This is a genomic window from Natronococcus sp. A-GB1 (assembly GCF_029688845.1).
Classification (GTDB): Archaea; Halobacteriota; Halobacteria; order Halobacteriales; family Natrialbaceae; genus Natronococcus.
The window spans coordinates 256,465-281,292 of record NZ_JARUKW010000002.1; the positions used below are offsets into that span (position 1 = coordinate 256,465).

General features: G+C 64.5%; 20 protein-coding genes and 1 pseudogene. 9 read left to right on the forward strand and 12 right to left on the reverse strand.

The features are described 5' to 3' along the window. Positions 1 to 5: 5 nt before the first annotated feature. Together QA600_RS03970 and QA600_RS03975 are read right to left on the reverse strand one after the other, a co-directional pair. A complete protein-coding gene (locus tag QA600_RS03970; RefSeq protein ID WP_278290662.1) occupies positions 6 to 1,121 on the reverse strand; it encodes a hybrid sensor histidine kinase/response regulator in 1,116 nt (371 codons plus the stop codon). Between the two features lie 49 nt (positions 1,122 to 1,170). Further along, positions 1,171 to 2,073 carry a winged helix-turn-helix transcriptional regulator gene (locus QA600_RS03975; protein WP_278290663.1) on the reverse strand — a complete coding sequence of 301 codons (903 nt, stop codon included), beginning with the start codon at positions 2,071 to 2,073 and terminating at the stop codon, positions 1,171 to 1,173. 158 nt (positions 2,074 to 2,231) lie between these two features. Here QA600_RS03975 and QA600_RS03980 point away from each other — a divergent pair, with 158 nt between their 5' ends. The 3 genes from QA600_RS03980 to QA600_RS03990 all read left to right on the forward strand — a co-directional run bounded on the left by QA600_RS03980 (position 2,232) and on the right by QA600_RS03990 (position 6,051). Further along, entirely contained in the window at positions 2,232 to 3,533 is a 1,302-nt protein-coding gene (locus QA600_RS03980; protein WP_278290664.1) for a DUF2334 domain-containing protein, read from the forward strand. After that, positions 3,530 to 5,074: a glycosyltransferase gene (locus QA600_RS03985; RefSeq protein WP_278290665.1), complete on the forward strand. Its 1,545-nt coding sequence runs from the start codon at positions 3,530 to 3,532 to the stop codon at positions 5,072 to 5,074. Before QA600_RS03980 ends, QA600_RS03985 begins: the two co-directional genes overlap by 4 nt. 191 nt (positions 5,075 to 5,265) lie before the next feature. Beyond that, complete coding sequence (locus QA600_RS03990) at positions 5,266 to 6,051, forward strand: 23S rRNA (uridine(2552)-2'-O)-methyltransferase (protein ID WP_278290666.1); 786 nt, start codon at positions 5,266 to 5,268, stop codon at positions 6,049 to 6,051. 106 nt (positions 6,052 to 6,157) lie between these two features. On the opposite strand, the gene QA600_RS03995 is transcribed toward QA600_RS03990, so the two are convergent. The 3 genes from QA600_RS03995 to QA600_RS04005 form a co-directional block, all read right to left on the reverse strand. Continuing rightward, complete coding sequence (locus tag QA600_RS03995) at positions 6,158 to 6,412, reverse strand: hypothetical protein (protein WP_278290667.1); 255 nt, start codon at positions 6,410 to 6,412, stop codon at positions 6,158 to 6,160. 64 nt (positions 6,413 to 6,476) lie between these two features. Then, a complete protein-coding gene (locus QA600_RS04000) occupies positions 6,477 to 6,656 on the reverse strand; it encodes a CopG family transcriptional regulator (RefSeq protein ID WP_278290668.1) in 180 nt (59 codons plus the stop codon). Positions 6,657 to 6,705: 49 nt separating this feature from the next. Next, entirely contained in the window at positions 6,706 to 9,081 is a 2,376-nt protein-coding gene (locus tag QA600_RS04005) for a twin-arginine translocase subunit TatC (RefSeq protein WP_278290669.1), read from the reverse strand. Positions 9,082 to 9,224: 143 nt separating this feature from the next. Here QA600_RS04005 and QA600_RS04010 point away from each other — a divergent pair, with 143 nt between their 5' ends. Further along, positions 9,225 to 10,241: a twin-arginine translocase subunit TatC gene (locus QA600_RS04010; protein ID WP_278290670.1), complete on the forward strand. Its 1,017-nt coding sequence runs from the start codon at positions 9,225 to 9,227 to the stop codon at positions 10,239 to 10,241. A gap of 420 nt (positions 10,242 to 10,661) precedes the next feature. Next, positions 10,662 to 12,432 (forward strand): annotated as a pseudogene (locus QA600_RS04015) (ferredoxin--nitrite reductase). 37 nt (positions 12,433 to 12,469) lie between these two features. Here QA600_RS04015 and QA600_RS04020 read toward each other — a convergent pair. From QA600_RS04020 to QA600_RS04035, 4 genes are all read right to left on the reverse strand, one after another. After that, positions 12,470 to 12,829, reverse strand: a complete 360-nt coding sequence (locus tag QA600_RS04020; protein WP_278290671.1) for a hypothetical protein — start codon at positions 12,827 to 12,829, stop codon at positions 12,470 to 12,472. Between the two features lie 153 nt (positions 12,830 to 12,982). Continuing rightward, on the reverse strand, positions 12,983 to 14,227 hold the full coding sequence (locus tag QA600_RS04025; RefSeq protein WP_278290672.1) for a glycosyltransferase: 1,245 nt from the start codon (positions 14,225 to 14,227) through the stop codon (positions 12,983 to 12,985). 98 nt (positions 14,228 to 14,325) lie between these two features. Further along, positions 14,326 to 15,192, reverse strand: a complete 867-nt coding sequence (larE, locus tag QA600_RS04030; protein WP_278290673.1) for an ATP-dependent sacrificial sulfur transferase LarE — start codon at positions 15,190 to 15,192, stop codon at positions 14,326 to 14,328. Positions 15,193 to 15,344: 152 nt separating this feature from the next. Beyond that, positions 15,345 to 16,124 carry a hypothetical protein gene (locus QA600_RS04035; protein ID WP_278290674.1) on the reverse strand — a complete coding sequence of 260 codons (780 nt, stop codon included), beginning with the start codon at positions 16,122 to 16,124 and terminating at the stop codon, positions 15,345 to 15,347. A gap of 133 nt (positions 16,125 to 16,257) precedes the next feature. On the opposite strand from QA600_RS04035, the gene QA600_RS04040 reads away from it, so the two are divergent. Together QA600_RS04040 and QA600_RS04045 are read left to right on the forward strand one after the other, a co-directional pair. Then, a complete protein-coding gene (locus tag QA600_RS04040; RefSeq protein ID WP_278290675.1) occupies positions 16,258 to 16,827 on the forward strand; it encodes a DUF6789 family protein in 570 nt (189 codons plus the stop codon). A 113-nt stretch (positions 16,828 to 16,940) separates the two neighbouring features. Continuing rightward, positions 16,941 to 17,786 (forward strand): ABC transporter permease, encoded by an 846-nt coding sequence (locus QA600_RS04045; protein ID WP_278290676.1) that lies wholly within the window; start codon positions 16,941 to 16,943, stop codon positions 17,784 to 17,786. Here the strand turns inward: QA600_RS04045 and QA600_RS04050 are convergent. After that, on the reverse strand, positions 17,783 to 18,877 hold the full coding sequence (locus QA600_RS04050) for a glutamate-cysteine ligase family protein (protein ID WP_278290677.1): 1,095 nt from the start codon (positions 18,875 to 18,877) through the stop codon (positions 17,783 to 17,785). The two genes, QA600_RS04045 and QA600_RS04050, sit on opposite strands and share 4 nt — an antisense overlap. A gap of 359 nt (positions 18,878 to 19,236) precedes the next feature. Then, a complete protein-coding gene (locus QA600_RS04055) occupies positions 19,237 to 19,479 on the reverse strand; it encodes a hypothetical protein (RefSeq protein ID WP_278290678.1) in 243 nt (80 codons plus the stop codon). Between the two features lie 208 nt (positions 19,480 to 19,687). Between QA600_RS04055 and QA600_RS04060 the strand changes: the two genes are divergently transcribed. Further along, entirely contained in the window at positions 19,688 to 21,709 is a 2,022-nt protein-coding gene (locus QA600_RS04060) for a helix-hairpin-helix domain-containing protein (protein WP_278290679.1), read from the forward strand. Between the two features lie 162 nt (positions 21,710 to 21,871). Further along, on the forward strand, positions 21,872 to 23,554 hold the full coding sequence (locus tag QA600_RS04065; protein ID WP_278290680.1) for an alkaline phosphatase family protein: 1,683 nt from the start codon (positions 21,872 to 21,874) through the stop codon (positions 23,552 to 23,554). A gap of 123 nt (positions 23,555 to 23,677) precedes the next feature. Here QA600_RS04065 and QA600_RS04070 read toward each other — a convergent pair whose 3' ends face one another. Continuing rightward, positions 23,678 to 24,772 carry a polysaccharide deacetylase family protein gene (locus QA600_RS04070; RefSeq protein ID WP_278290681.1) on the reverse strand — a complete coding sequence of 365 codons (1,095 nt, stop codon included), beginning with the start codon at positions 24,770 to 24,772 and terminating at the stop codon, positions 23,678 to 23,680. Positions 24,773 to 24,828 lie beyond the last annotated feature (56 nt).

Here is a 24,828-nt window from a genome sequence, read left to right on the forward strand (position 1 = left end):
TCGGGTCAGCGCTCGGACTCGAGGCGGATCCGAACGGTCGTTCCCGGCACTCGCTCCGGGTCGCTCTCGATGGCCAGACTTCCGCCGTAGCGATCAACGAACGTTCGCACGAGGTACAGGCCCACACCGATCCCTTCCTCGTCCGTGGTGTAGCCGCGTTCGGTAGCCCGTCGGCGATCGGTTTCCGAGAGCCCCGGTCCGCCGTTGGAGACCGTCAACTCCGCCTTGCCGTCGGCTCCTCGAGAGACGTTTACGGCGATCTTCCCCTCCGCATCGCCGTGGACGACCACGTTCGTCAACACGTTTCGGACGACGACGTTGAGAAACCGGTCTGCCCGAACCGAAACCCTCCCATCGGGACGGTCGAAAGCCACCGTACAGTCCCCGTATCGGGCCTCGAGCCGATTGATCTCCTCTTCGACCACGGCCACGAGATCGATCGGGACGAGTTCGGTCTGTGGTTCCTCGAGGGACTCCACCATCGTCCCGACCGACTCGGTGAGTTCGACGATGTGTTCGCCCGCCGCCTCGATCCGGGAGACGATCCGCTTCGACTCGGGGTCTGTCGTCTCGAGCGCCGATACCCACCCCAGAACGACGGCGGCGTCGTTTCGTATCTCGTGGCGCACCAGCCAGTGTAACACCGCCAGCTCGCTTCGCTGGCGTTCGATCTCGGCCGTTCGACGTCGTCGTTCCACGGCGTAGGTGACCGTTCGATCGAGCAGCCGCGGCGTCACCCGGTCCTTCACGAGGTAGTCCTCCGCGCCCCGTTCGACGGCCTTTCGCCCGATCTCGGTGTCGTCGATTCCGGTCAAAACGACGATCGCCGTCCCGTCGACGGTCTCGAGAACGGAATCCAGCGTGTCGAGTCCCAGCGAATCGGGAAGGTTCAGGTCGAGCAACACCAGATCGAACGATTCGGCATCGTCCTCGAGTGCCGTTCGTGCGTCCTCAAGCGTTCGGACGGTCTCGACGGTCGTGACTGTTTCAGCCGCCGACTCGTCGGCCGTTACCGGTTCAGTTCCTCGCTCTCGGTACAGCATCGTCCGGTACAGCCGCGCCTGCAGGTCGTCGTCTTCGACGAGCAGTATTGTGTGAGAAGAAGACTGTTCAGCGAGCATTACGTTCACCAGGGAGTGGGATCCCAAAGCTTCTCTGGCCGAACCCGAATCAGGAAGCGTCCTCGTCGGATGGTGACATTTCCGTCTCGGGGTCGGCTCCCTCCTCGAGCAGTCGACGCCACGGCTCGCGGGCCTCCACCGCGGCCGCCCGGTCGGCCTCGATCCGATCCAGTTCCGCCCTCGCGCGGCGGTACGGCGCCGTCGATCGGACGGCCGATCCGAGGTGGGTCTCGACGAACTCGAGTCTGTGACGTCGCGCCCGAACCTCGCGGGCGATCGGCGCCTCGTCGGGGAGTCGGTCCAGCTCCTCGATCACCGTCCGCAGTTCGCGTTCGGTGATCGGCTTTCGAAGCAGTCGATCCGCCGGTAGCGAGACGTCCGCCGGCGTCACCTGCATCGACGTGAGGATGGCGATCGGCGTCTCCTGCCCGATTCGAGCGATCGACGACGCGATCTCGTCACCGTTCTTTCCCGGCATCGATCGATCGAGGACCGCGACATCGACGGACTCCTCGAGGCGCCGAAACGCCTCTCGGCCGTCGGTCGCCGTCACGATGTCGTAGTCGGTCGCAAGCCACAGCGCGTAGAGCTCGAGCAAGCGGGTGTCGTCGTCAGCCAGCAGCACGGTCGGCGCGCTGGCACCCGTTACGTGGGTCGCGTCCCACTCCGCCATCGACTCCAGAATCGTATACAGCTCCCGGCCCGCCCCGGTGAGTTCGTACTCGACGCGACGGGGTCGCTCCTGGACGACGTCACGCGAGACGACGCCGTGCTCACGGAGATCGTCGAGGTTGTCCGACAGCACCTTGCTCGAGATCCCCTCGAGTTCGCGCTTGCAGTCGCCGAAGCCGAGCCGTCCCTCCCTCGCCAGGGCGACGATCAGCCGTGGCTTCCACTTGGTTCCCAGTAGCGAGCCCGCAACCGACTGTGCCGGATTCGGCGTCCTCGTCATGATGGTCGTCTCCCGCTCCGGATACGGTCCGTACCGTCTCCGAAACGATAAATCGGACGCCCGCGACGGTGACAAGGGGATGGTAACCTTGAGGTAACCCACCGAGGACACCTTCGGCTTGCCGTCGGTAGTCGTTCCGAGACTTCCTCCCTTCGGTAATGACTGCGCATCCGATACGTTGTCCTCGGTGTGACGCACAGTCGGTCGCGGACGAGCGAATCGTCGAACACGACTGTGGGCACGTCGCCCCCATTGACGCGTTCGACGACGGCTGTGAGAAGTGCCGCCGTCGGGCCGACTCCGAGACGCTGACCGACCTGCAGACGGTCGAGCGTTGTCTGGACTGTGGCCACCGCTCGGCGCTGGTGCCCGACGAGGAGAGCATCGGTCCCCTGCCCGCGGTTTCCTTCCCGACGCTTCCGACCCCGGAGCAGAACCTCAGCTGGGTTCCGGCCCGGTTCGTCCCCGAATCACGGTTCAGGCGCGGCGTTCTCAGTACCGCACTCGTCGCGATGGTGCTCGTCGCCGGCATCGCCGGTGCCGTCTCCGTGACACCGATGCTCGAGACGGGACCGACCGACGAGGCGTCGGTCGACACGGACTGGGAGGAGTACGATTCGCTCGTGATCTTCAGAAACGACGACATCCAGCCGTGGTACAACCAGGAAGAGATGCGCGCGGTCGACGAGGTCTTCATCGAACGCGACGTGCCCGTCACACTCGGGATCATCCCCGACACGAACGGGAGCGCTGCCTTAACCGAAGACCCGGAGCTCTGTGAGTACCTGCAGTCGCTCGAGACCAACCACCCCGGACAGTTCGAGATGGCGATCCACGGGACCACCCACGAACCGGTGACCGACTTCTACGGCGCCAGCGAGTTCGGTGGCCTCCCCGAGACCGAGCAACGCGAGCGACTGGCCGAGGGTGAAGCGCTGCTCGCCGACTGCGTCGACTCGCCGTCGTCGACGTTCATCCCGCCGATGAACACGTACGATACGACGACCGTCGAGGTGCTCGCCGAGTCGAACTACACCGCCGTCTCGGGCGGCCAGTGGTTTACCGACGAGTACTACGACACCGACAACGAGACCTACTTCCGGGCGGGCGGACTCACCCACGTCCCCGAAACCCAGGCGTTCGAGAACTGGAGCGCCTACGAGGAGGCAGGCGAGGACGATGACGGCGACGTTCCGTTTCACGACCTCGAGACGCTGACGGACTCGTTCGATGCGAGCCACGACGAGAACGGCGTTCACGTCGTGATGCTCCACTACCAGTACTTCACCACCGACGACCGACTCGAGAAACTCGAGTCGCTGATCGAACACATGCAAAGCGAGGACGACGTCGGCTTCCTGACGGTCGAACAGTTCGCGGAGGGACTCGAGGACGGCTCGGTCGAGGAGACCGACGACGGCTGGCGCGTGCTCGAGCCGATCTCGGCGGTGAGCCGATGAGCGTCGAGCGGTCGTTCGGGAACGCTCTTCGCTTCGGGCGGACGATGGGACGCGGCCTCCGGGCCGTGAAGTGGCGTTCGGTCGCGCTGTTCCTCTCGGCGCTGGTGCCCTTCGGACTGCTGATAAACGTGATGAACGCGGGGACGCTGTACGCCATCGCCCTGTTGGGTGGACTCTTCGTGTCCTACCTGCTCTGGAGCTACTACGTCGTCGAGCGCAACCCCCGATACGAGTCCCTGTTCGGGATACGGGCGCTGGTCGTGGGCGGGGTTGGCTACCTCGCGACGATCGTCTGGCTGGGCTGGCTTACCCCCTCGCCGATCGCCATCGTTCACTTGGGCGCGGTCGTGTTGATCTTCGTGTACTACTGGTTTATCGCGTTCATCGCGTTCTTCCACGACCAGATCGGCCGCTCGAAGTACGTGCCCAGGCCGCCGTACCCGAACGTGACGGTCCTGATCCCCGCGTACAACGAGGAGGGGTACATCGGTCGGACGATTCAGGCGCTGCTCAACGCCGACTACCCGGCCGAACGGCTCGAGATCGTCGCGGTCGACGACGGATCGACCGACGGGACCCTCACCGAGGCGAGCGCGTTCGCCGCCGCCTCGGATCGGGTCTCGGTCGTCAGTAAGGCAAACGGCGGCAAGTACTCCGCGCTGAACTACGGGTTGCTGTTCGCAGACGGCGACGTCATCGTCACCGTCGACGCCGACAGCATCGTCGACCGCAACGCCCTGAAACTGATCGTCGCTCCCTTCGAGGCTAATCCGCGGATCGGCGCCGTCGCGAGCAACGTCACGATCTGGAACCGTAACTCGCTCATCACCCGCTGTCAACAGCTCGAGTACACGATCGGCGTCAACATCTACCGCCGGGCGCTCGATTACTTCGGGATCGTGATGGTCGTCCCCGGTTGTCTGGGCGCCTACCGCCGCGAGGTGCTCGAGGAGGTGTTCGCCTACGATCCCGACACCCTCACCGAGGACTTCGACGTCACGATGAAGGTGCTCCGGGCCGGCCACCGCGTCTCGGTCAGCGACGCTCGCGTCTACACGGAGGCGCCGGCGACCTGGCGAGACCTGTACCGTCAGCGCCTGCGCTGGTACCGCGGCAACTACATGACCGTCCTCAAACACTGGCCCGTCGTCACGGATTCGTCCTACGGCTACCTCAGCCGGATCGCGCTGCCGTTCCGACTCGTCGAGATGTTCTTTCTCCCGCTGGCGAGTTTCGTCATCCTCGCGTACATCGCCTGGCTCGTCCTCACGGGGTACGTGATGACGGTCCTCGCCGTGTTCGTCTTCTTTACGAGTATCGTCTTCCTGATCGCCGCTCTCGGCATTCAGATCGAGGGCGAGGACTGGCGGCTGCTCGTCTACGCCCCGTTGCTCGTTGTAGGTTACAAACAGTTCCACGACGCGCTCAACATCCGCTGTCTGCTGGACGTCCTGATCGACCGCGACCTCGCCTGGACGCGGGCGAACCGGATCGAACAGGACTCGGGTGAAGGGGGAGAGTCCGCACCGTCGGCCGACTGATCTTCCGGTTTCTCCTCGTCCCGTTCGTCTCGAGCCGTCGGTTCGAGCTCGAGAGCCCTCGAGGGCGACCCCCTTGTTTCGGATCGCTTTCAGCAGGTCTTTCCGCTTCTGTCCCCTACCCACGCTACGAACCAGCCGATCCGTCGCGAGACTCGTGTGTCGCCGTTGACCGGACCGGCGCGATCGAACCCATGACACGAAAAGATCACTACTACAACAAGGCGAAACAGGAGGGGTACCGCAGCCGAGCGGCCTACAAACTCAAGCAGCTCGACGATCTCGAGAACGTCATCTCCGGTGGCGACACCGTCGTCGACTTGGGGGCGGCTCCGGGCGGCTGGCTCGAGGTTGCCGCCGAACGGGTCGGCCCGCAGGGACGGGTCATCGGGGTCGACCTCCAGCGGATCAAGGACCTCGAGATGCCAGGGGGTACCGATCGCATCGAGACGATCCGCGGCGACATGACCGAGGACCGGACCCGAGACCGGGTCACCGACGCCGCGGGCGGCAGCGTCGACGTCGTCGTCTCCGACATGGCGCCCAACATGTCCGGCGAGTACTCCCTCGACCAGGCTCGGTCGCTACACCTCGCCCGTCAGGCGTTCGAGACGGCGCTCGACCTGCTCGACAGCGGCGGGAACTTCCTCGTCAAGGTGTTCGACGGCCCCGACGTCGACGCCCTCCGGGCCGACCTCGAAGATGAGTTCCAGTACGTCCGGGCGACGGCGCCCGACGCCTCCCGCGAGTCCTCTTCGGAGCTGTACTTCATCGCCAAGGGGCGGCTGACAGGGCCGGTCCGGGAGGGCGACGAACTCGAGGTCGAGATCGTCGACGTCGGCAGCGAGGGCGACGGGATCGCGTCGATCGAGGGATATCGGCTGTTCGTTCCGGAGACGGAGAAGGGCGACGTCGTCGAGGTCCGCGTCGACGACGTCAAACCGAACTTCGGGTTCGCCGAACGGATCGACCGGGACTGAGACTGTCGGTCAGAACTCACGGAGTCGATCGTTTTGCTAGGGCGTCCTCGTAGACGACGACCTCGAGTTCACGACCGGTTTCACGTAGTTCTGTCTAACAGTATAACTATTCTTGCTCGTAACTGATCCGAACCGTCGTAACTGACTCCTCGGCCGTGGCCACGTACAGCTCCTCGAGGTCGTCGAAGACCGCTGGCGGAAGCTCCGCCGCTTCTTCGGTGCGTTCGGCCTTCGCAACGGCGAGCTCGTCGTAGAGGTGGGCTGTCGCTTCGTGGAGTGCGCGCTGGACCGTCTCCGTCGCCGGCAGCTCGATGACTTCGTCTGATATATCGGATTCTTGCTCAGTCGTGGAGGGCGTCATGGAACAGGGTACATCACTCGGTCCCCATAAGCAATCTGGTTCTGTCTATTGGTAATTCCGTCTACTACTGCTCGTCGGACTCGAGTCGGCCCTGTCGATCGTCGATCTCGTCCAGGATATCGAGGGTCTTGCGGACCGAAGCGCGAATCGCGTCGCTGCGGTTGACGAACTTGCCGTCGTCGCCGACGTGATCGTCGAGGTCGTCGAGCAACTCCTGTGGGATTTCGACGCTAATCTTGGGCATGGACGATCGTTCGCAGGGCACTCCCTTAAGCCGTCGGCGCCCCACCCGGCTACTCGGGTGTCGGCGTGGCCTCGGGTTCGGGGTCGGGACTGCCGCCACCGCCGCCGCCGAAGAAGCGACCGCCGCCGGTGAGTACGTACAACACGGCGAGCCCGAGCATGTAGGTCAGTGCGATCGGGATCGCGACCAGCAACATCGTGAGGATTCCCTTCGGACTGAAGAACGCGGCTGCGGTGAAGATCCCGACGACGATGGGCCGCCAGCGCTTGAGCATCGTCCGGTAGTTGACGATACCGCCGATGTGGAACAGCGCCATCGTGACGATGATGTTAAAGAGGAAGCCGACGCCGAGCGTCGTGTAGATCACGAGCCACGAGAAGCTGTTGATCCGGTAGGAGACCTGCATGTTGTTCGTGACGGCGTCCGTGATCAGATACGAGATCACCGCGGGGGCGATCCAGTAGAACCCGATGAGTAGCCCCATTGCGAACCCGCCGATCATCGCGCCGCCCCAGAGGAGCATCACTCGTGGGTCGCCGCGGACGAGGCCGCGCTCTTTGGCGGCCGGCCAGCTCCAGTACAGAATCAGCGGAGCGACGGCGATGATCGCGAGGATCGTACTGACCTTCACCATGAAGATCAATACCTCGACAGGGTGGAGTGCGATGACCAGTCCCGCCTCGTTCAGGATCTCCGTGATCTCCGCCGTCGAGTCCGCGGCGGCGATCTCTTCTTCGCTCATATCCGTGACCTGGGCGAGGGCCGCGTCCGGTACGCGGTCGACGAACTGGGTGAGGACGACGCCGAACCCGCCCTGGTAGAGCGCGACGAACGTTCCGCCGAGCACGACCATGAACACGCCGACGATGTAGAACATCTTTGAGGTGAGGCTGTTGAAAATGAAGGCGAGGTCGTAGGCGTAGCCGCCGACGTCGTCCTCGGTCGTCTCCTCCTCGGTGAAGGCGTCGAGCATTCCTGCGGCGGTACTCGAGAACAGCCCCTCTTCTTCCCCCTCGTCCGCTGTGGCGGCGCGGGTGCCGGGAGCGCTGCCGGCACCCGCGCCGACGTTCGAGTCGGCGCCCGGACCGTCGTCGGACCGCTGCTGTTGTTGCTGTTGTTTCTGTAGCCCATCGTACCGATCGAGGATCGCCTGGGCCTTCTCCCGGTTGTCGTCGTACATCGCCTGCCGGGACTGGTCGAGGGCCTCGTCCTCCTCCATCTCGAGGAAGACCGTTGCAGGGACGTCCTCGATGTCGTCGGCCGCGAGCGTCTCGAAGTCGATATCCTCGGCGGTTTCGGCGGTCCGGATGTCGTCTTCCCGCGGATAGACGGGCGACTGCAGGACCTTCAGCGTGTAGCCGAGCAGGATGAGCCCGCCCACGGTGGTGGCGGCGATCGCGGCGATCGCCAGCAGACCGAGTACGCCGTAGTCGACGTACAGCTCCCAGAACCCGACCGTTCCGCCCTCGGGCTGGAGCCACGCCGGCAGGTTCGGATACACTTCCTGATTGACGAACGCGAACCCACCCTGCACGATGAACACGACTGCAGCGACGGCAGCGAGGGCGATAACGCCGAGGAACTGGAGGAGCCGCCGCTTCATCAGCCCGGTTCCGGTGTCGAGTTCGGCCGCACCTCGACGACGGATGTTGGTGACGACCTTCGCCAGTCCGAGGCTGAAGACGTACAGCGCGAACAGCGGCATCGCCCACATGATCAGCGTGAACGGGTCCGGCGGGGAGAACATCGCCCCGAAGACCGTGATGGCGACCGCCGCGTGGCGCCACTTGTCCCGGAACATCTCGTAGGGGACGATTTCCGTGTAGGAGAGTACACCCATGAACAGCGGCATCTGGGCCGCAAGGCCGAACGAAAGCGTCAGAAGCGCGATAAACTCGGTGAACTCGGTGATCCCCCAACTGGGGTTGACGCCGGCGTCGAACGCGACGGCACCGAGGAAGTCGAACGCGAACGGGAAGAAAATCGCGTAGGCATAGAAGACGCCGACCCAGAACAGCACGAACGACGCCATCGCGAAGCTGGCCATGTGGAGCCGCGAGATCGGGACCTTCGACCGGAAGCCGCGCTCGCGAAGCTTCTGACGGGAGAAGTACAGCAGCGCGGGGATCGCGACGATGATCCCGACCAGCATCCCGATCTTCGCCTGGAGAAGGATGACCTCGAACGGCGTTCGAGTAATGATCTCGGTCGCGTCGGCGACCACCTGGTTCATCTCCGAGGTCGCCGTTCGCTCGAGGAAGTCCCAGATCCAGACCCGCAGGGCGTAGAAAGATCCGAGGAAGCCGAGGACGAAGACGATAAACACCTTCTGGAGGTGCGTCTGGAGGCTCGAGAGCATCGCGCCGATCGTCTCCCGACCAGTGTTGATAGCGCGGGCCGTGTCCTCGTCGACGGCAGAACTCATTTACTGGTGGATTGTAGCTGACATCCGGTTATCAACCTTTCGTGTACGAAACGGGCGTCTCGCGAAACGACGGCCGCCTGTCTGCGGTTTCGGGTGGCCGTAAGAAAAGGCCTATAACTGGCGGGGTATCTATATCTCGATAGATGTCGGACGAGTCGGCGACCGATGGGGACGTCGAACCCCCCGAAGAGCCGCGGGACGAGCCCGAGGACGATGCCTCGAGCGACGCCGATGCGGAACCCGACACCGACGACGAGACGGAGCCTGACGTAGACGCCGATGCGGAACTCGACGCCGACGACGACGGTGCGCTCGAGCGGGCCGACGACGACGAGCCCGAACTCGAGACCGACGGCGAGGGGGTCGTCGGCGACCGACCGGAGGAGCCGGATACGACCTACCCCGACCCCGACGAGGACGTCGGCGGGATCTCGACCCCGCCGGACGACGAGGAGATGCCCCTGGCCGACCACATCGAGGAGATGGTGCTCCGGCTGGCGGTCGTCTTGCTCATCGGCGCGGCCGGGACCGCGATCGGGCTGCTGTGGGCGTCTCAGGCGATCGATCACATCTGGAACAACGTCTTTCCCTCTCAGTTCGAGCAGGTCCCTCCGCCGCATATTTACCACCCGCTCGAACTGTGGTTGACCCGGATCAAGCTCTCGGCGCTGCTGGGGATCATGGTCGCGCTGCCGATGTTCGTCTACCAGTGTTACCTGTTCATGAAGCCGGGGCTGTACCCCAACGAGCGCAAGTACTACCTCGCGGCCGTCCCGACCAGCGTCGTGCTCGCGGCGCTGGGGATGATCTTTTCGTACCTGCTGGTGTTGCCGATCCTCTTCCAGTACTTCACGTTCTACGCCGAGGGGAGTGCGGGGATCGCCTACGCGCTCGGAGACACGTTCAACCTGATCATCACGCTGACAGGCTTCCTCGCGATCGTCTTCCAGATCCCCCTGTTCATGATGCTCGCGATCATGATGGGCGTGACGACCCGGAGGTGGCTCGCGGACAAGCGGCTGTACTTCTGGGCCGGCTTCGCGGGACTGGCCTTCCTGTTTACCGTAGACCCGACGATGATGGCGCCCATCCTCGTCGCGATCACGATGATCCTGCTGTTCGAGGGAACGCTGCTACTCCTGAAGTGGACGGGCAGGTAGCCGGTCCCGTCTGATACGGTTTACTGTACGTCATTTCCGCCGCAACCCGACCCGAACCAGCGGTTGCGCCGGTAAATCGTTACAGCACCGTATGAATCCTCGCCGGTACCCTCGAGCCCCTGGCGCGACCGTTCCCAGTTCTCACCTGTTCTCCGATCTCATCGAGGAGTGGTTCGTCCGATTTCACTAGTTGCCGCTGAGAATCGTCGCTCGAGTACGAACTCCGCTCGCAGATATCTCCTTATACAGCTTGAGGTCGATTGGAGATCCGACGTTCGCCACTGGAAACGAGGGAAACTGGGCATATATAAACGGTTACAGTTATACAAGTTAGGAATGTGTGGGTGAAATGTGTATTTAGTCATGTCTGGAGGAAAACTTGCGAGATCGGGGACGATCGTCCGCTCGGGGTGATCGCTGGTGGCGCATAAGAAAGAGGGCCAGAAGGCCGATTGCTACGGTGACGAGGTTCGTGAACACATCATCGAGTTCGCCGAAAGCGGCGGCTACGAGGCGATTCCGGATGTGAAACGCGAGGAGTGGTTCACCCGATTTAAGTTCTGGGGGTTGTTCCACCAGCGCGACGGCCAGGAGTCGTACTTCATGATGCGGCTGACCAACGCCAGCGGCGTTCTCGAGCCCGGCCAGTTACGGGCGATCGGCGAGGTCGCCAGCGACTACGCGGCGGGTCCCGTCGAGAACCCCGAGTACGGCAACGGCTGGATCGATCTCACGACTCGACAGTCGGTCCAGCTCCGCTGGCTGAAACTCGAAGACGTCCCGGAGATCTGGGAGAAACTCGAGTCGGTCGGCGTCTCCTCCCGGTCGGCGGGCGGGAATACGATGCGTAACATCTCCGGAAGCGCCCTCCACGGCGAGGTCGAGGAGTACGTCGATTCCGGCCCGCTGCTCGAGCGGTTCCAGGATGAACTCCGCGGGGACGACGCGCTTGCGAACATGCCCCGGAAGTTCAACATCAGCGTGACGGGATCGAAGTCGGGCTGTGCACAGGACTCGCTCAACGACATCGGGTTTGAGCCGGCCCGCAGGGAGATCCAGGGGGAGTCCGTCAAGGGATTCAACGTCCGCGTCGGCGGCTGCCTCGGCGGTCGCCAGCCCCGCGCGGCGACCTCGCTCGACGTCTTCGTCCGCCCCGAGAACGCCTACGAGGTCGGTCGCGGTCTCGTCGAGCTCTACCACGAGCACGGCAACCGCCAGAACCGTTCGAAAAATCGCAGGCGCTTTTTCGTCGAAGACTGGGGCGAGGAACGGATCCGCGAGACACTCCAGACTCGGTACGTCGACGTCGAGCTCGAGACCGCGGGCGAGAGCTTCCGCGAAGAGTAGACCTACAACGCGGAAACCTGCCGACGCCGGCAAGCGCGATCACGTCGGCGTTCACGACCAGCGAGGCGAGGGCATGCACTACGTCGGACTAACGGTCCCGGTCGGCCGCATGCCCGCCGAGGACGCCCTCGAGCTCGCCGATCTCGCCGACGAGTACGGCTCCGGGGAGCTGCGGCTCACGCGCCGACAGAACCCCGTGATCGTCGACGTTCACGAGGACGTCCTCGAGGAACTGCTCGACGAGCCGCTGCTCTCCGAGTACCGCCCCGAGCCGAGTCCCTTCGAACGTGGCGCGATGGCCTGTACCGGTACCGAGTTCTGCTCGATCGCGCTGACCGAGACGAAAGCCCGAATGGCTCGGATGCTGCGCTGGCTCAACGGAAACGTCGACCTGCCCGACGACGTCGGGACGATCAAGATCCACTACTCGGGCTGTACCGCCGACTGCGGGCAGGCCATGACTGCCGACATCGGACTCCAGGGGATGCGCGCCCGCAAAAACGACGAGATGGTCGAGGCGTTCGACATCGGCGTCGGCGGTGGCGTCGGGGAGGAGCCGTCGTTCATCGAATGGGTTCAGCAACGGGTTCCCGCCGGCGAGGCCCCCGGCGCGATCAAGAACCTGCTCGAGGCGTTCACTGCCCACCGCGAGGCGGGACAGACGTTCCGCGAGTGGACCGAAGCGTCCGGAACCGAGACGCTGATCGAGTGCTGCGAGCCCGAGGAAACCGATTTCGAGGCACCGTACATGGCCGACGCCAAGCAGTCCTGGTATCCGTTCGCCGACTCTGACTCGCTAGCGGAGGCGACCGCGAAGAGTTCGATTGTCCCCTCCAACGACTGATCGGTACTGTTTTCGATTTCGTTTCGCGTCGCGCGGACTATCGATGATCGGTTGTTCGCCGGCGTGCGTACTCGAGCGCTTCCTCGAGGGTCCCCGGTCCGTCGTAGCGCGCGGAAAACAGCTGCATGAACTCCAGCGCAATCCGGTTACAGCGATCGAAGGTGAGCACGGTTCTGACCGGTTTCGTTTCGGAGGGCTCCAGTCCCGGGTAACTCGTCGCCGTGAGCGTGTAGCCGGGGTGGGAGTCGCCCTCGAGGGAGGCAGGGGCGACCTTCACCCGCAGGTCGTCGGACTCGTGGCGGTAGGTCAGGTACCGTAGCTCCCGGTCGCTGTTGGCCGTGGTATAGTTTCGCTCGGTTTCGATCCTCCACGGAGACGGTACGTCCTCGTCGTCCATCGGCAGTTGCTACCCGCCGAAAGGCTACGTCCGTGTCGACTTGTGCAAAATTTCCGCACGCTCGAATAGAAATGTGCCACATTTCGAGTTTCCAACCCCAAATCCGATTATACACTGGACGGGCGGCTAACAGACATCGAACTCAGTGGACGATCAGCGATCGCTCTCGCTCGCGAGTAGGGTGAGATAATCCTCGAGCAACCGCGGGAGGAGGAACCGTTCGCGGACGGTTTCCCGGCCCCGCTCTCCCAACCGATCCCGTAGTCCGTCGTCCTCGAGGAGCCGAACGAGTCGATCCGTCGTCGCCTCGGTGTCCTCGGGATCGACGAGGTAGCCGTTCTCGTCGTCCTCGACCTGGAGCGGGATGCCGCCGACGTTCGCACCGACGACCGGCGTCTCCTTCCACAGCGTCTCCGAGACGGTCAGCGCGAACCCCTCCCGGAGAGATTTCTGGACGCCGACGTCGGCGCTTCGCTGGAGGAGGTTGATTCCGACGTCCGGCAGGTTCGTCAGGAGGTGGATGTCCTCGTCGGTCTCGGTTTCGGCTTCGACCTCGCGGTAGACCTCAATCCCCTCGGGATCGTCATCGGGCATTCCGCCGGCCAGCACGAGCTGAGCGTCGGATACCGCCTCGCGGACGTCCCGGTAGGCCTCGACCACTCCAAGCGGGTCCTTCCAGGGGTCGAATCGCGACACCTGTACCAGCAGCGGTCGATCGACATCGAATGGATACTCGCTCGGATCGCTTCCCTCGAGACCGTCCGGAAGTTCCTCGAGCGGCCGATTCTTCTCGGTGAAGGGATCGATCGCGGGGTGGACGATCGCGGTCTCCTCGTTGGGGACAGCCTCGGCGTACGTCGGGTGGCTGACGATGGTTCGATCGATCGGTTCGAGCCAGGAACGGACGAAGTCGAGGTAGGCGTCGGCCGCCGTCGTCAGGTCGATGTGACAGCGCCAGAGCAGGCTCGTGTCGGGATACCGCTCGGCGAGAGTCGGAGCCATCCCGAGGGACTGCGGATCGTGGAGGACGATCGCGTCGTACCGCTCCTCGAGGGTCCTCGCGTTCTCGCGGGTGACGCGCCGGTAGGTGTCGCGCATCTCGTCGGTGAGCGTAGTGTGGTCACCCTGCAGCCCGTTGTGGATGGTCTTGGTGACGTCGTAGAACTCGTCGGGAGCGTCCATTACGTACCAGTCGACATCGACGCCGACGTCCCTCGAGAGGGGAACTAGCGCGTGCAGGATCTCGGCGACGCCGCCGCCCTCGGCGGTCGTGTTGATGTGAGCGATTCGTTTACCGTCGAGTTGGTCTGCCCGATCGCGGATATCGTTCCGTCGGCCGGAACCGAAGACGTCCTCGTAGGCCGACAGCCGTCGATCCGTCGTTTCTACGGAAAGCATTCGTCGTGCGGATAGTTCACACGTCCTGTCGGATCACTGTTTCTCACGTTTTCGGACGGATCCACTCGAGAGGGTCGATCAGTTGTGGCTTCGAGGCGTTACGACGACTCCGATGCGAACACGTCGTCCTCGACGTTTCCGTCGTCGACGTCAGCCTCCGTGGTGGGACTGACGCTTCCGGTTCGGTAGCCGTGCAGATCGAGGGTGACGTGGTCGAACCCGATCTCCGAGAGCTCCTCGCGGACGGTCTCGGCGAACTCGAGTTCGAGCGCGCGCTCGAGTTCGTCCGGCGCGACCTCGATCCGGGCGAGCCCGTCGTGGTCACGCACGCGGAACTGGTCGAACCCCCACTGGCGAAGCAGGGCTTCGGCGCGTTCGACGCGGCCGAGTCGTTCCTCGGTGACCTCGAGCCCCGTCGGGATGCGCGAGGAGAGACAGGCCATCGACGGTTTGTCGGCGACCGAAAGGCCGTAGCGGTCGGCGATCTCTCGGACCTCCGTCTTGTCGATCTCGTGGGCCAGAAGCGGCGAGTGGACCTCGAGCTCCTCGACGGCCTGCAGGCCGGGTCGGTGACCGGCACCCGGATCGTCGGCGTTGGTCCCGTCACAGACCGTTTCGATTTCGAACTCGCGGGCGGTCTCTATCATCTCCCCCAGCCGCATCGTCCGGCAGTGGTAACACCGGTCGTCGTCGTTCTCGACGAAGGCGTCGCTCTCGAGTTCGGAGAACTCGACGAGTTCGTGGTGGATGCCGATCTCGCTCGCGACCCGCTTTGCGTCCTCGAGTTCGGCCTCCGGCAACGTCTCGCTTCTGGCGGTGCAGGCGACCGCGTCCTCGCCGAGGGCGTCGTGAGCGAGCGCGGCCACGACGCTCGAGTCGACCCCGCCGGAGAACGCGATCAGTACCCCATCGCGGTCGGCGAGGTCGGCGCGTGCGGCCTCGAGTTTCGCCTCGAGCGTTGTCATGGCCCCTCGTTCGAACCGGACGGGCAAAAACGCGTTGTCGTTCCGACGGCTCATACGGATTGCTGTACCGATGTCCCGGCGCAACCGCCACACGGGTCGCGGTTACACCGGTACTGACTTCCAGTAAACCGTCTCAGTGGTCGCGGAGCGAGTCAGTCACGTTGCTCCTCGCTCGAGACCGCGAGGGCAGTCGCGAGCTCCGCTCGAGCGCTCCTGGGGACCTCGTCGCCGGCCATCCGTTCGTCGAACCATCGTCGACGCTCGAGAACGACGGCGTCCTCGGTCTCGCGGAGCCCGTCGAAGCGGTCCCAGGGCAGAAACCGAGTGGTGACGGTTCCCGACTCCTGGTACCGGAGCCCGCGTTCGCAGGCCTCGTACACTCGCGACCGTCGAACGCTTATCTGCAGGATGGCGATCGCCACGACTCCAGCGGTCAGGAGACTCGAGGGGAGTCCGTACAGCATCCCAACGAACGCGCCGATCGACCCGACGCCGAACAGAAGTGTGGCGGCGTGCATCAGTCGCCGCCTCCGCCGGTCGCGGGTCGCAACCCAGCGGGCCCTCGAGTCGCCCGCGGCACCCTCGGCGTAGACCCGGGTGCCGAGGATCCAGACGACAAGCCCGAGCGCCACCAGCCCGAGCAGCGAGAGCTGCGTCGATAGCGCGATGTCGGCACGCCCGACGTCCTCGAGGATCGTTGTGGCGACGGTCGGTACCAGCGGACCGACTATCGGCACCGCAAGCAGCCGTCGACGGCCCGCTGTGACCCACATGTCGGAACGGTCGGCGAGTGCAACGGCGACCGTCACCCACGCGAGACCGAAGACGAGAATCGATCCGATTCCGCCGATACCGATCGCGGTGCTCACGAGGAAGCCAAGCACTCCAGCGTAGGCGCCGGCCGTGACCGACGGCCAGTCGACTGCGTTCACACCTCGATCGTGACACCTTACTGCAATAAGTATTCTCTCGAGTTCTCGTCGCCCCTGGTCGTTCGTCGGGCTAGCCGTCCACTGCACGCCGGACGGTTAAGTTCGTGTTCGCGGTAGGTACCAGGAGAGCACTATGACCGTCTCCGAACGACTTCGACGACTGCGGTCGAGAAAGGGTTCCTCCGACGTTACCGGAGCGACGGCCGAGCAGTCACGAGCCGAGCACGCCGCGCGCGCGGCGGTCCGCGGGATCCAGGCGGGACTCGTCGCGACGCTGATCATGACCGCGTTCCGACTCCCGATCCTCCGTTCCCTGCCGCCGTCGGCGAACTTCTGGTCGACGTACGTCAGCGGCAACGACCCGGAGGATCACCCGGTCATCGGACTGATCCTCCACCTCGTGTACGGAATCCAGGGCGGAGTGATCTTCGGCGCACTGTTCGCCCTGTTCGACGCCGACCGCTCGATCGAACCCGAACAGCGCGGCCTCGTCTGGGGTTCGGTGTTCGGAATGGGGCTGTCGGCCTTCGGCTCCCAGATCATGCTCAAGGAGTTGCTCGACATCCGCCTCGACTCCGACGAGCTCGCGCTGTTCCACGCTGCCCACCTCGTCTACGGAATCTCGCTGGGCGCCTGGGTCGGCTCGCGGACGGAGGGTGTCGATGATCCCGAGGAGGAGTACGAGTACGACGACGGGAACTGATCTCCCACTGTTGCTACTCCGGATGCCCGGCTTAACAAGGATTCGCAGCCGTATTACGGCTCTCGGGTCCGAAACATAACAACCAGTATAGCCGTCGACGACCCAGCGGCGGTATGGAGCTGGGCCTCGTCGCCGGCGTCGTTCTGATCGGCTTCGTCCACGGCGTGTTGCCGGACCACGGCTGGCCGATCGCAGCGACGTACGCGCTGAACCGAAACCGACGCTGGCTCGCCGGACTGGTGGCGGCGTCGATCCTCGGCGTCGGCCACCTGATCAGCAGCGTCGCGCTCGTGCTCGCGTACTTCTGGTTCAGCACGTTCGCCGAGTTCGCCGAAGGGCCGTGGCTCCGGTACGTCGCCGGAACCCTGCTGATTCTGCTCGGTATCCACGAGTACCGCCACGGCGGGCACGGAGTACACGAACACGGCGATCACGAACACAGCGGGGGCCACAGCCACGAACACGACGGCGAGTGCGACGAAGGACACGGTACCAAACGTGACCACGACGCGGATCACAGCCACCACACCAACGGCGGCGTCGACACCCTCGAGTCGGGACACCACACTCACCACGACGCCCACGATCACGAAACCGATCGCAGCCCCCTCGAGCGAATCCGCGCAGCGCTTCCCGGCGGTGGCGGCCACCAGCACCTGAGCGAGGAACACGCCGAACGGGGGCTGGTCGCGCTGGGAACGACCGCACTCTTGCTCGGTTTCGCCCACGAGGAGCCCATCCAGATCCTGGCGATCTGCGTCGGCACCGAGGCCTGTCTCGAGCTCATGCTCGTCTACTCGCTGGCCGTCATCGTCGCCATCATCGTCCCGACGCTACTGTTGATCGCGGGCTACGAACACTACCGTGAGCGGATCGAGCGGCTCACGCCGTACTTACCGACGATCACCGCCGTCGTCCTGGTCGGCATGGGACTGGCGTTTATCGCCGGGGTCCTCTAATCGATCGTCGCAGCCAACTGTTCGACGTCGGACTCGAGCCGGCTCGCGTACTCGAGGCGCAGCTCGCGGGCGTCGCTTTTCGTCACGTACTGTCGTCCGCCGATCTGGGTCGCGATCGGATGGTAGTCGGCGACGGAAAAGCCCATCCGATCGAGGTAGTTCACGACGGGGGTCGACTCGAGACCCTTTCGGATCGCCGCGCCGGCGAGATCGAAGACAGTGTCGTAATCGGGGAGTTGAACCCCCTCGCCGGTGACGTAGCCGGTCGCGTCGTCACGACCGCCGTCGCCGATCTCGACGTTCGTCTCGTGGATCGTCTCCATCACTGCGTACAGCTCGTCGGCGAGTCGCAGCAGTTGACTCGGAAGCGCCGCGTCGGGCGAGCGCCACTCGACGGTCGGCATCTCGTCGCGCAGTCGAACGGGCGTCCAGACGACGTCGTCCGCGGAGAAGCTTTCGGCAATCGCGTCCCCGTCGACGCCAGCCGCGAGCGCTTCCTCCTCGAACTCCTCGAAACACCGCTCGAGTCGGCGCGACCACTCGCCGACGCTCTCGACGTAGTTCCAGAGCTGGCCGTGTCGCGGAAACTCGGCGTACGCCTCCTTTCGATAGCAGTGGGCTCGCGCGCTGTTCGCGATGCGTTCGCCCTGATAGTACGGCGAGGAACTGACGAGCGCGAGCGCCGGATCGAGCGCGATGAGCGCGTTGAGCTGGTCGGTTACGTTTCGCTTCTCGAAGTGGAGGTGCGTCCCGGCACAGTAGCTCGCGTACTCGAAGTTCGATCCGAGGACCTCCCGCTGAATCCGCCCGCGCTCGCCGGGCCGGCGCTCGATCCCGTCGCAGTTGATGGGGGTTCCCAGCGGAACGAGACCTTTGCCGATTCGGTCGGCCTCCGCGAGCACTCCCTCGAGCTGTTCGACGAACGTCGTCCGAAGCTCCGCTATCGACCCGCAGGGAGGAGTCTTCAGTTCGAACAGCGGTTCGACGAACTCCCGTTCGGTGTACTCGGAGACGTCCGCGAGCGATTCCGGCGGGGTGAGCTCGCCGTCGTCGTCGATCACCCAGTACTCGACTTCGAGACTCGTGTTCATTCTCAGTTGAGACGGAGATGGCTGCTCGCTTCGTGCGGTCGGAACGTCTTCGATACGGACTCTCCTTCGTCGGAACGATGGTGCATTTCGCGGAAGCAGTCGTGCCTGCACCAGCCTGCCGTATACCTGACAACCATACGGAGGGGCTTGCCGATCCTCGTGGAAGCGCCGGCTATGGCTGCGATGTTCATGGACCGTGACGTAGCCGACCTGACGACACCGTCCGTCCGGAGCTGAGCGATCCGCGAGGCGCCTCGTGCGGGGGAAGCGACGGCGTCAGCGAGCTCACGGTACCTGCAGTTTCGTCGTTCCCACACGCGCTGCTGGTATTTGAGGCCGACTTCGACGGGTCGTTCCGACTACGCGGCCTTCGACGTCGAACTGTCCGGGGAGTCCGAGGACCCATCCTTTCGGAGCAGCCCGACGACACCCTGTGCGATCATCCCGATGACGACCCACTTCCAGGCGAGAACGGCGACGCCGAGCATCAGCCCCGCTCGAACGTAGTTTCCGCGGTCGACCGCCCGCTTGGCGCTCTTGAGTATCGAGACGACAGCGAGCGACCGCGTTGCGGTCGAGCCGAAGAGCTTCTTCAGTACCATAGCACCACTTACGGAGTGAGGAGAATAACGAGTGACCCGGAACGCGCAAGCTTCGAGCTATCGCGTTCAGGTCGCCGTAGACCGTACCGCGCCGGATCACTCGCGTCTCCGCCCCGGGGCACGATAGCCGTGCCCGCTGTTATCATCTTGGACGCTTCTCGGACGGGAGGCTTTTTCTCACTCCGCTCTGATACGCCGCTCGAGAACGATGGACCTCGAGTCGATCCCGGGCGTCGGCGAAAAGACTGCCCGGTCGCTGTCGGCCCTCGACGATCCCGAGCGAGCGCTGCGAACGGGCGACGTCGCGGCGATCGCGGCTGCACCCGGTATCTCGCAGGGCCGGGCCGCCCGCATCGCGCGCGGGGCGATCCGCCACGAGCACGACGATCCGGGTGCGTTCCTCGCGACCGATCGGGCGCGCGAAGTCTACCGGAGCGTGCTCGGACTGCTCAAGGAGCGGACCGTGACCGACTACGCCGCCCAGCGCCTCGAGACGCTGTATCCGAGCGCTCGCCGCTCGCGGATCGAGGAGGTCCAGGCCTTCGCCGAGGGGGCGATCGAGCGCAACCCCGACCCCGAGGTGCTCGAGGCTCTCGAGGGCGTCGAACCGCTTCGCGAGTCCGGCGACGTCCGGGTGCGCGAGCGCTGTCTGGCGACGACCGACGCGGAACGCTACACCGAGGCCAAGGAGGCGATCCCGGAGCTGCCGGTCGAGATCGTCGAGGATGCACAGGGACTGGCCGAACTCGCCCGCGGCTACGCGACGGTGATCGCGATCGACGAGTCCTTCGCCGGTATCGCCGTCGAGGGCGACGTCCGCGTCGAGCCGAACGCGCTCGAGAATCCCGCCGAGATCGTTCCCGAGCGGTCGCTGGCGTTTTTCGCGCGCAACCGAAACCGACTCCGGGCTGCCATCGACGTCGACCGTACCGTCGGTCTCGGATCGGAGTGCGATCTCGACGCGCTCGAGGAGGGGCTCTCCCGGCTCGACGAAGACGGGACGGTCGCGGGCGACGCGGAACTGGACCGGCTGACGGCGGCCGCCGCCGACATCGATGCCGCAACGGGAACGGCCGAAAACGTCGCCAACGACCACCTTCGGGAGGCGATTCGCGAACAGGACGTCACCATCGAGGGGTCGGATCTGCTCTCGCTGGTCGAACGCGGGGCAGGCGTCGACTCGCTGCTGTCCCGGGAGCTGGCGGACGAACACGCCGCAGCCGTCGAGGCCGCCCGCGAGCACGTGATCGACGCGCTCGCCCTCGAGTCCGGAGAGGACGAGCTGGCCCGCCGAATCTTCACCGACGAGCCGACGTTTCCGGTCAAACGGGACGAGGACGCGCTCGGTCGGCTTCGAACCGAGCTGACGACGGCCAAGGAGCGGCGTGCGAACCGCCTCAAACGGGAGCTCGCAGCCGACCTCGCCGACCAGCGCGAGGATTCGCGCCGACTCGTCCGCGATGCCCTCGAGCTCGACGTCGAGCTCGCAATCGCCCGCTTTGCCGGCGAGTTCGAGTGTACGATGCCGTCGGTCGTCGACGAGGAGGTCGGGTTCGCCATCGAAGGGGGACGCTCTCCGCTGCTCGACGAACCGGTCGAGGCGATCGACCCCGTCGACTACGAGGTCTCCGGCGTCGCTCTGCTCTCGGGCGTCAACAGCGGCGGAAAGACGTCGACGCTGGACCTCGTGGCGAGCGTCGTCGTGCTCGCACACATGGGGCTGCCGGTTCCGGCGGAGAACGCACGCGTCCAGCGGTTCGACGACCTCCATTACCACGCCAAGACCCAGGGGACGCTCGACGCCGGCGCGTTCGAGTCGACGGTCCGGGAGTTCGCGGAGCTGGCCCAGAGCGGCGAGGGCTCGCTCGTGCTCGTCGACGAACTCGAGAGCATCACCGAGCCCGGCGCCAGCGCGAAGATCATCGCCGGCATCCTCGAGGCGCTCTCGGAAAACGGTGCGACCGCGGTGTTCGTCTCCCACCTCGCGGATGAGATTCGGGAGATGGCCGGCTTCGACGTGACCGTCGACGGCATCGAGGCGGTCGGACTGGTCGACGGGGAACTCGAGGTGAACCGCTCGCCGGTGAAGAACCGACTGGCTCGCTCGACGCCGGAGTTGATCGTAGAGAAACTCGCCGAGGAATCGACGGAGACCCGTCCACAGTCCGACGGCGGGGCGTCGGCTCGGTCGGGATCGTTCTACGCGGACCTTCTGGAAAAGTTCGATTAATGTATTAGTACCCAATATGAAAATTAAGGAATAAATGAATTTCGGGCCACGAGACGCTGTTAACCGGGAGATAATAAGGTGGACCGGATCCACCCTTCGAAGCGAAACGGCTGGTTCGGATCGATCTCGGTCTGCGATAAACGAACACCTCGACACTACAACATGGAACGGAGCGCGCGGACCTCTCAGCACGACGAAACTGAATCGAACGACGAATCCACCGGCATGAACACGCTACTGATCGGGATCGACGCCGGGAGCCTCTCGGTCTTTGACGACCTCGACGCGGATACGGAGATCCCGACGATCCACCGGCTCTGCACGGAGGGGACGAGCGCACCGCTCGAGTCACAGATTCCGCCGTGGACGCCGAGCGCCTGGCCCTCGATGTACACGGGTGCGAACCCGGGTAAACACGGCGCGTTCGGTTTCGTCGGCTACGACGGCTACGACTGGCACGTCACCAGCACCGACGACGTCAACGAACACACCGTCTGGTCGCTGCTCGACCGCCACGGCTACTCGAGCGTCGTCGTCAACGCACCGATCACCCACCCGCCAGAGGAGTTCGACGGTGCCCTGCTCCCCGGGTTTATCGGTCCAGAGGATCCGGACTGTCATCCCGACGGTCTCCTCGAGGAGGTTCGCGACGCGATCGGCGACTACCGCGTGTACCCGTCGTACTCCCGGGACGACGACACGCTTCCCGACTCCGAGAAGATGACGGAGTACCGAAACCTGATCCGGATGCGCGGCGCGGCGTTTCGGTACCTAGTCGAGGAGTACGACCCCGACTTCGGGTTTGTCCAGTTCCAGAAGACGGACACGGTCTTCCACGAGTTCTTCGGCGACGAGGAGAAGGTCCGATCGGTCTACGAGACGACCGACAATGAGATCGCCGCGATCCTGGAACGGTTCGGCCCCGATCACGTGTTCGTCGCCAGCGACCATGGAATGGGCGAGTACGACGGCTACGAGTTCCGTGTCAACGAGTTCCTTCAGGATCGCGGCTACGTCGAGACGACGACGAGCGGGAAGGGGATGCCCTCGTGGACGCCGATGCGTCGCAAGCTCCGGGAGGGTGAGGAGTCCGAAACCTGGGAGCCGAGCGTCACCGAGCGTGCCGCGGCGGTCGCCGCCGAGCGGTTCGGGATCACGGCTCGCGACGTCGGTGTCGTCCTGGAGCGCGTCGGTCTGGCCGAGACCGTCAAGAAGTTCGCCCCGGGCGGGGTCGCACGGACCGCGAACGAACAGGTCGACTTCGAGAACTCGCAGGCCTACGTTCGGGCCCGTACCGAACTCGGCGTCCGGATCAACCTCGAGGGGCGCGACCCCGAAGGTGTCGTCTCGCCGGACGACTACGAGCGAGTCCGCGAGGAGCTTATCCGCGAACTCGAGGACGTCGAGACGCCGGACGGCGACCCGATTTTCGAGACCGTCGCGCCGCGGGAGCGGTACTTCCACGGCGAGTACGCCGAGGATGCGGTCGACATCGTCACCGTTCCCGCCGACTTCGATCACGCCATCTCCGAACAGCTCGGCGAGGACTACTTCGGTCCGGCCGAGCCCTGGAACCACAAACTCGACGGGGTGTTCGCGGCTGCGGGCGAGGGCGTCGACGAGGACAAAACGCTCGAGCGTGCCCACCTGTTCGACGTTGCACCGACGATTATGGCCTCGTTCGGCCTCCCCTACAGCGACCGGATGGACGGGAGCGTGATTCCGGTCGTCGAACCGACCGAGGCGACGTCGTACCCCGCCTACGACGACGAGGCGGGATCGACTCAGTCCGAAGTCGACGAGGAAGTGACGGACCGACTGGCTGATCTCGGCTACATGAACTGACTGACGCTCGGGCCTACCGAATTCGGACGAGATAGAGACAGGGCGTGGTTCTCGAGTGGGCGAGTCGGCCCGAGAGAGCCGTTCCCGGTCCGACTTCCGGCCGATCGATCGTGGTTCGAGCGCCTACACCGAATCGGACGTTGCGGCCGTGATCGCATCGGTAAGCGTGATGACCGTCAAGTCACGTTCCTCGACCCACTCGAGCATCTCGCGGATCCCGTCCTCGTCGACCTCGTCTTTGAACGTGTGGGCGCCCACGATACCGATGGCATCCTGTGCGGCGACTTCGTCGAGCTGTTCCTGGATGTCGAGGGGATCGGTGAACTCGATGAAGTAGTCCCGGTGGGTGTCGAACGGATCGAACTCCTCGCGGTCGTTGAGCATCGATCCCGGGTTGACGTTCGCGATGCCGTCGTAGTACTCGCTTGCGAACTCGATCGTCCACTCGTCGCAGACGTCGTACGGGGCCAGCAGCGTATCGACCTCGAACCCCCACTCCTCGAGTTGCGCCTTCGAATCACCGAGAAACTCGTGCATGAGTTCTTCGGGGTAGCGCTCGACGGTTTCGCCGGCGGCGAAGGACTCCCCGATGGGCTCATCGAACTCGAGGTAGCCGCCGATCTCGTCGCTATCGGAGGCGACGACGGTTCGAACGACCGAGTTCTCCCCGTCGGTGATCTCGATGTCGTACTCCAGGTGGAAGCCGTGGTTTCGTTCCTCAGGGTAGACACGCGTGTCATCGGGCTCGACGTCTTCGACGAGTTCGAACTCGCCGAGGGCAGTGTGTGCGGTCGTATGCGAGTTGATCTCCCAGCCGGCCTCGGCGAGCTCCTCGAGGTGCTCGACGTCCATCCAGTCGTTGTCGTTGAAATCCTCGCGGCCGACCCACTCGGTGACGATACCCGCACTCGCAGGTGCGTCGAACTCCTGGTGGACCGGAAACGCCTGCTCGTAGTCCTCCATCGGCCCGTCGTCGTAGGTGAACACCACAGCTCCGCCGTCGATATCCGGAACGTCCTCCGTTTCCTCCTCCTGCTCATCCGTATCGTCCCTCTCGTCGGACTGGGTTGCGTCGTCTCCGTTCGAACCGTTCCCGTCGTCCTCGTCCGAGCCATCATCCTCGTCTCCGGCGAGACTATCGAGACAGCCCGCAGTCGCTCCGAGCGTGCCGGCACCGATAGTGCCGAGGAGCACTCGGCGTGTTGCCTTCTCGTTCATCGATAACAGTTGATAGTTCTACCCACCTATTTATCTCTCGGTTAACTGTAATCTTT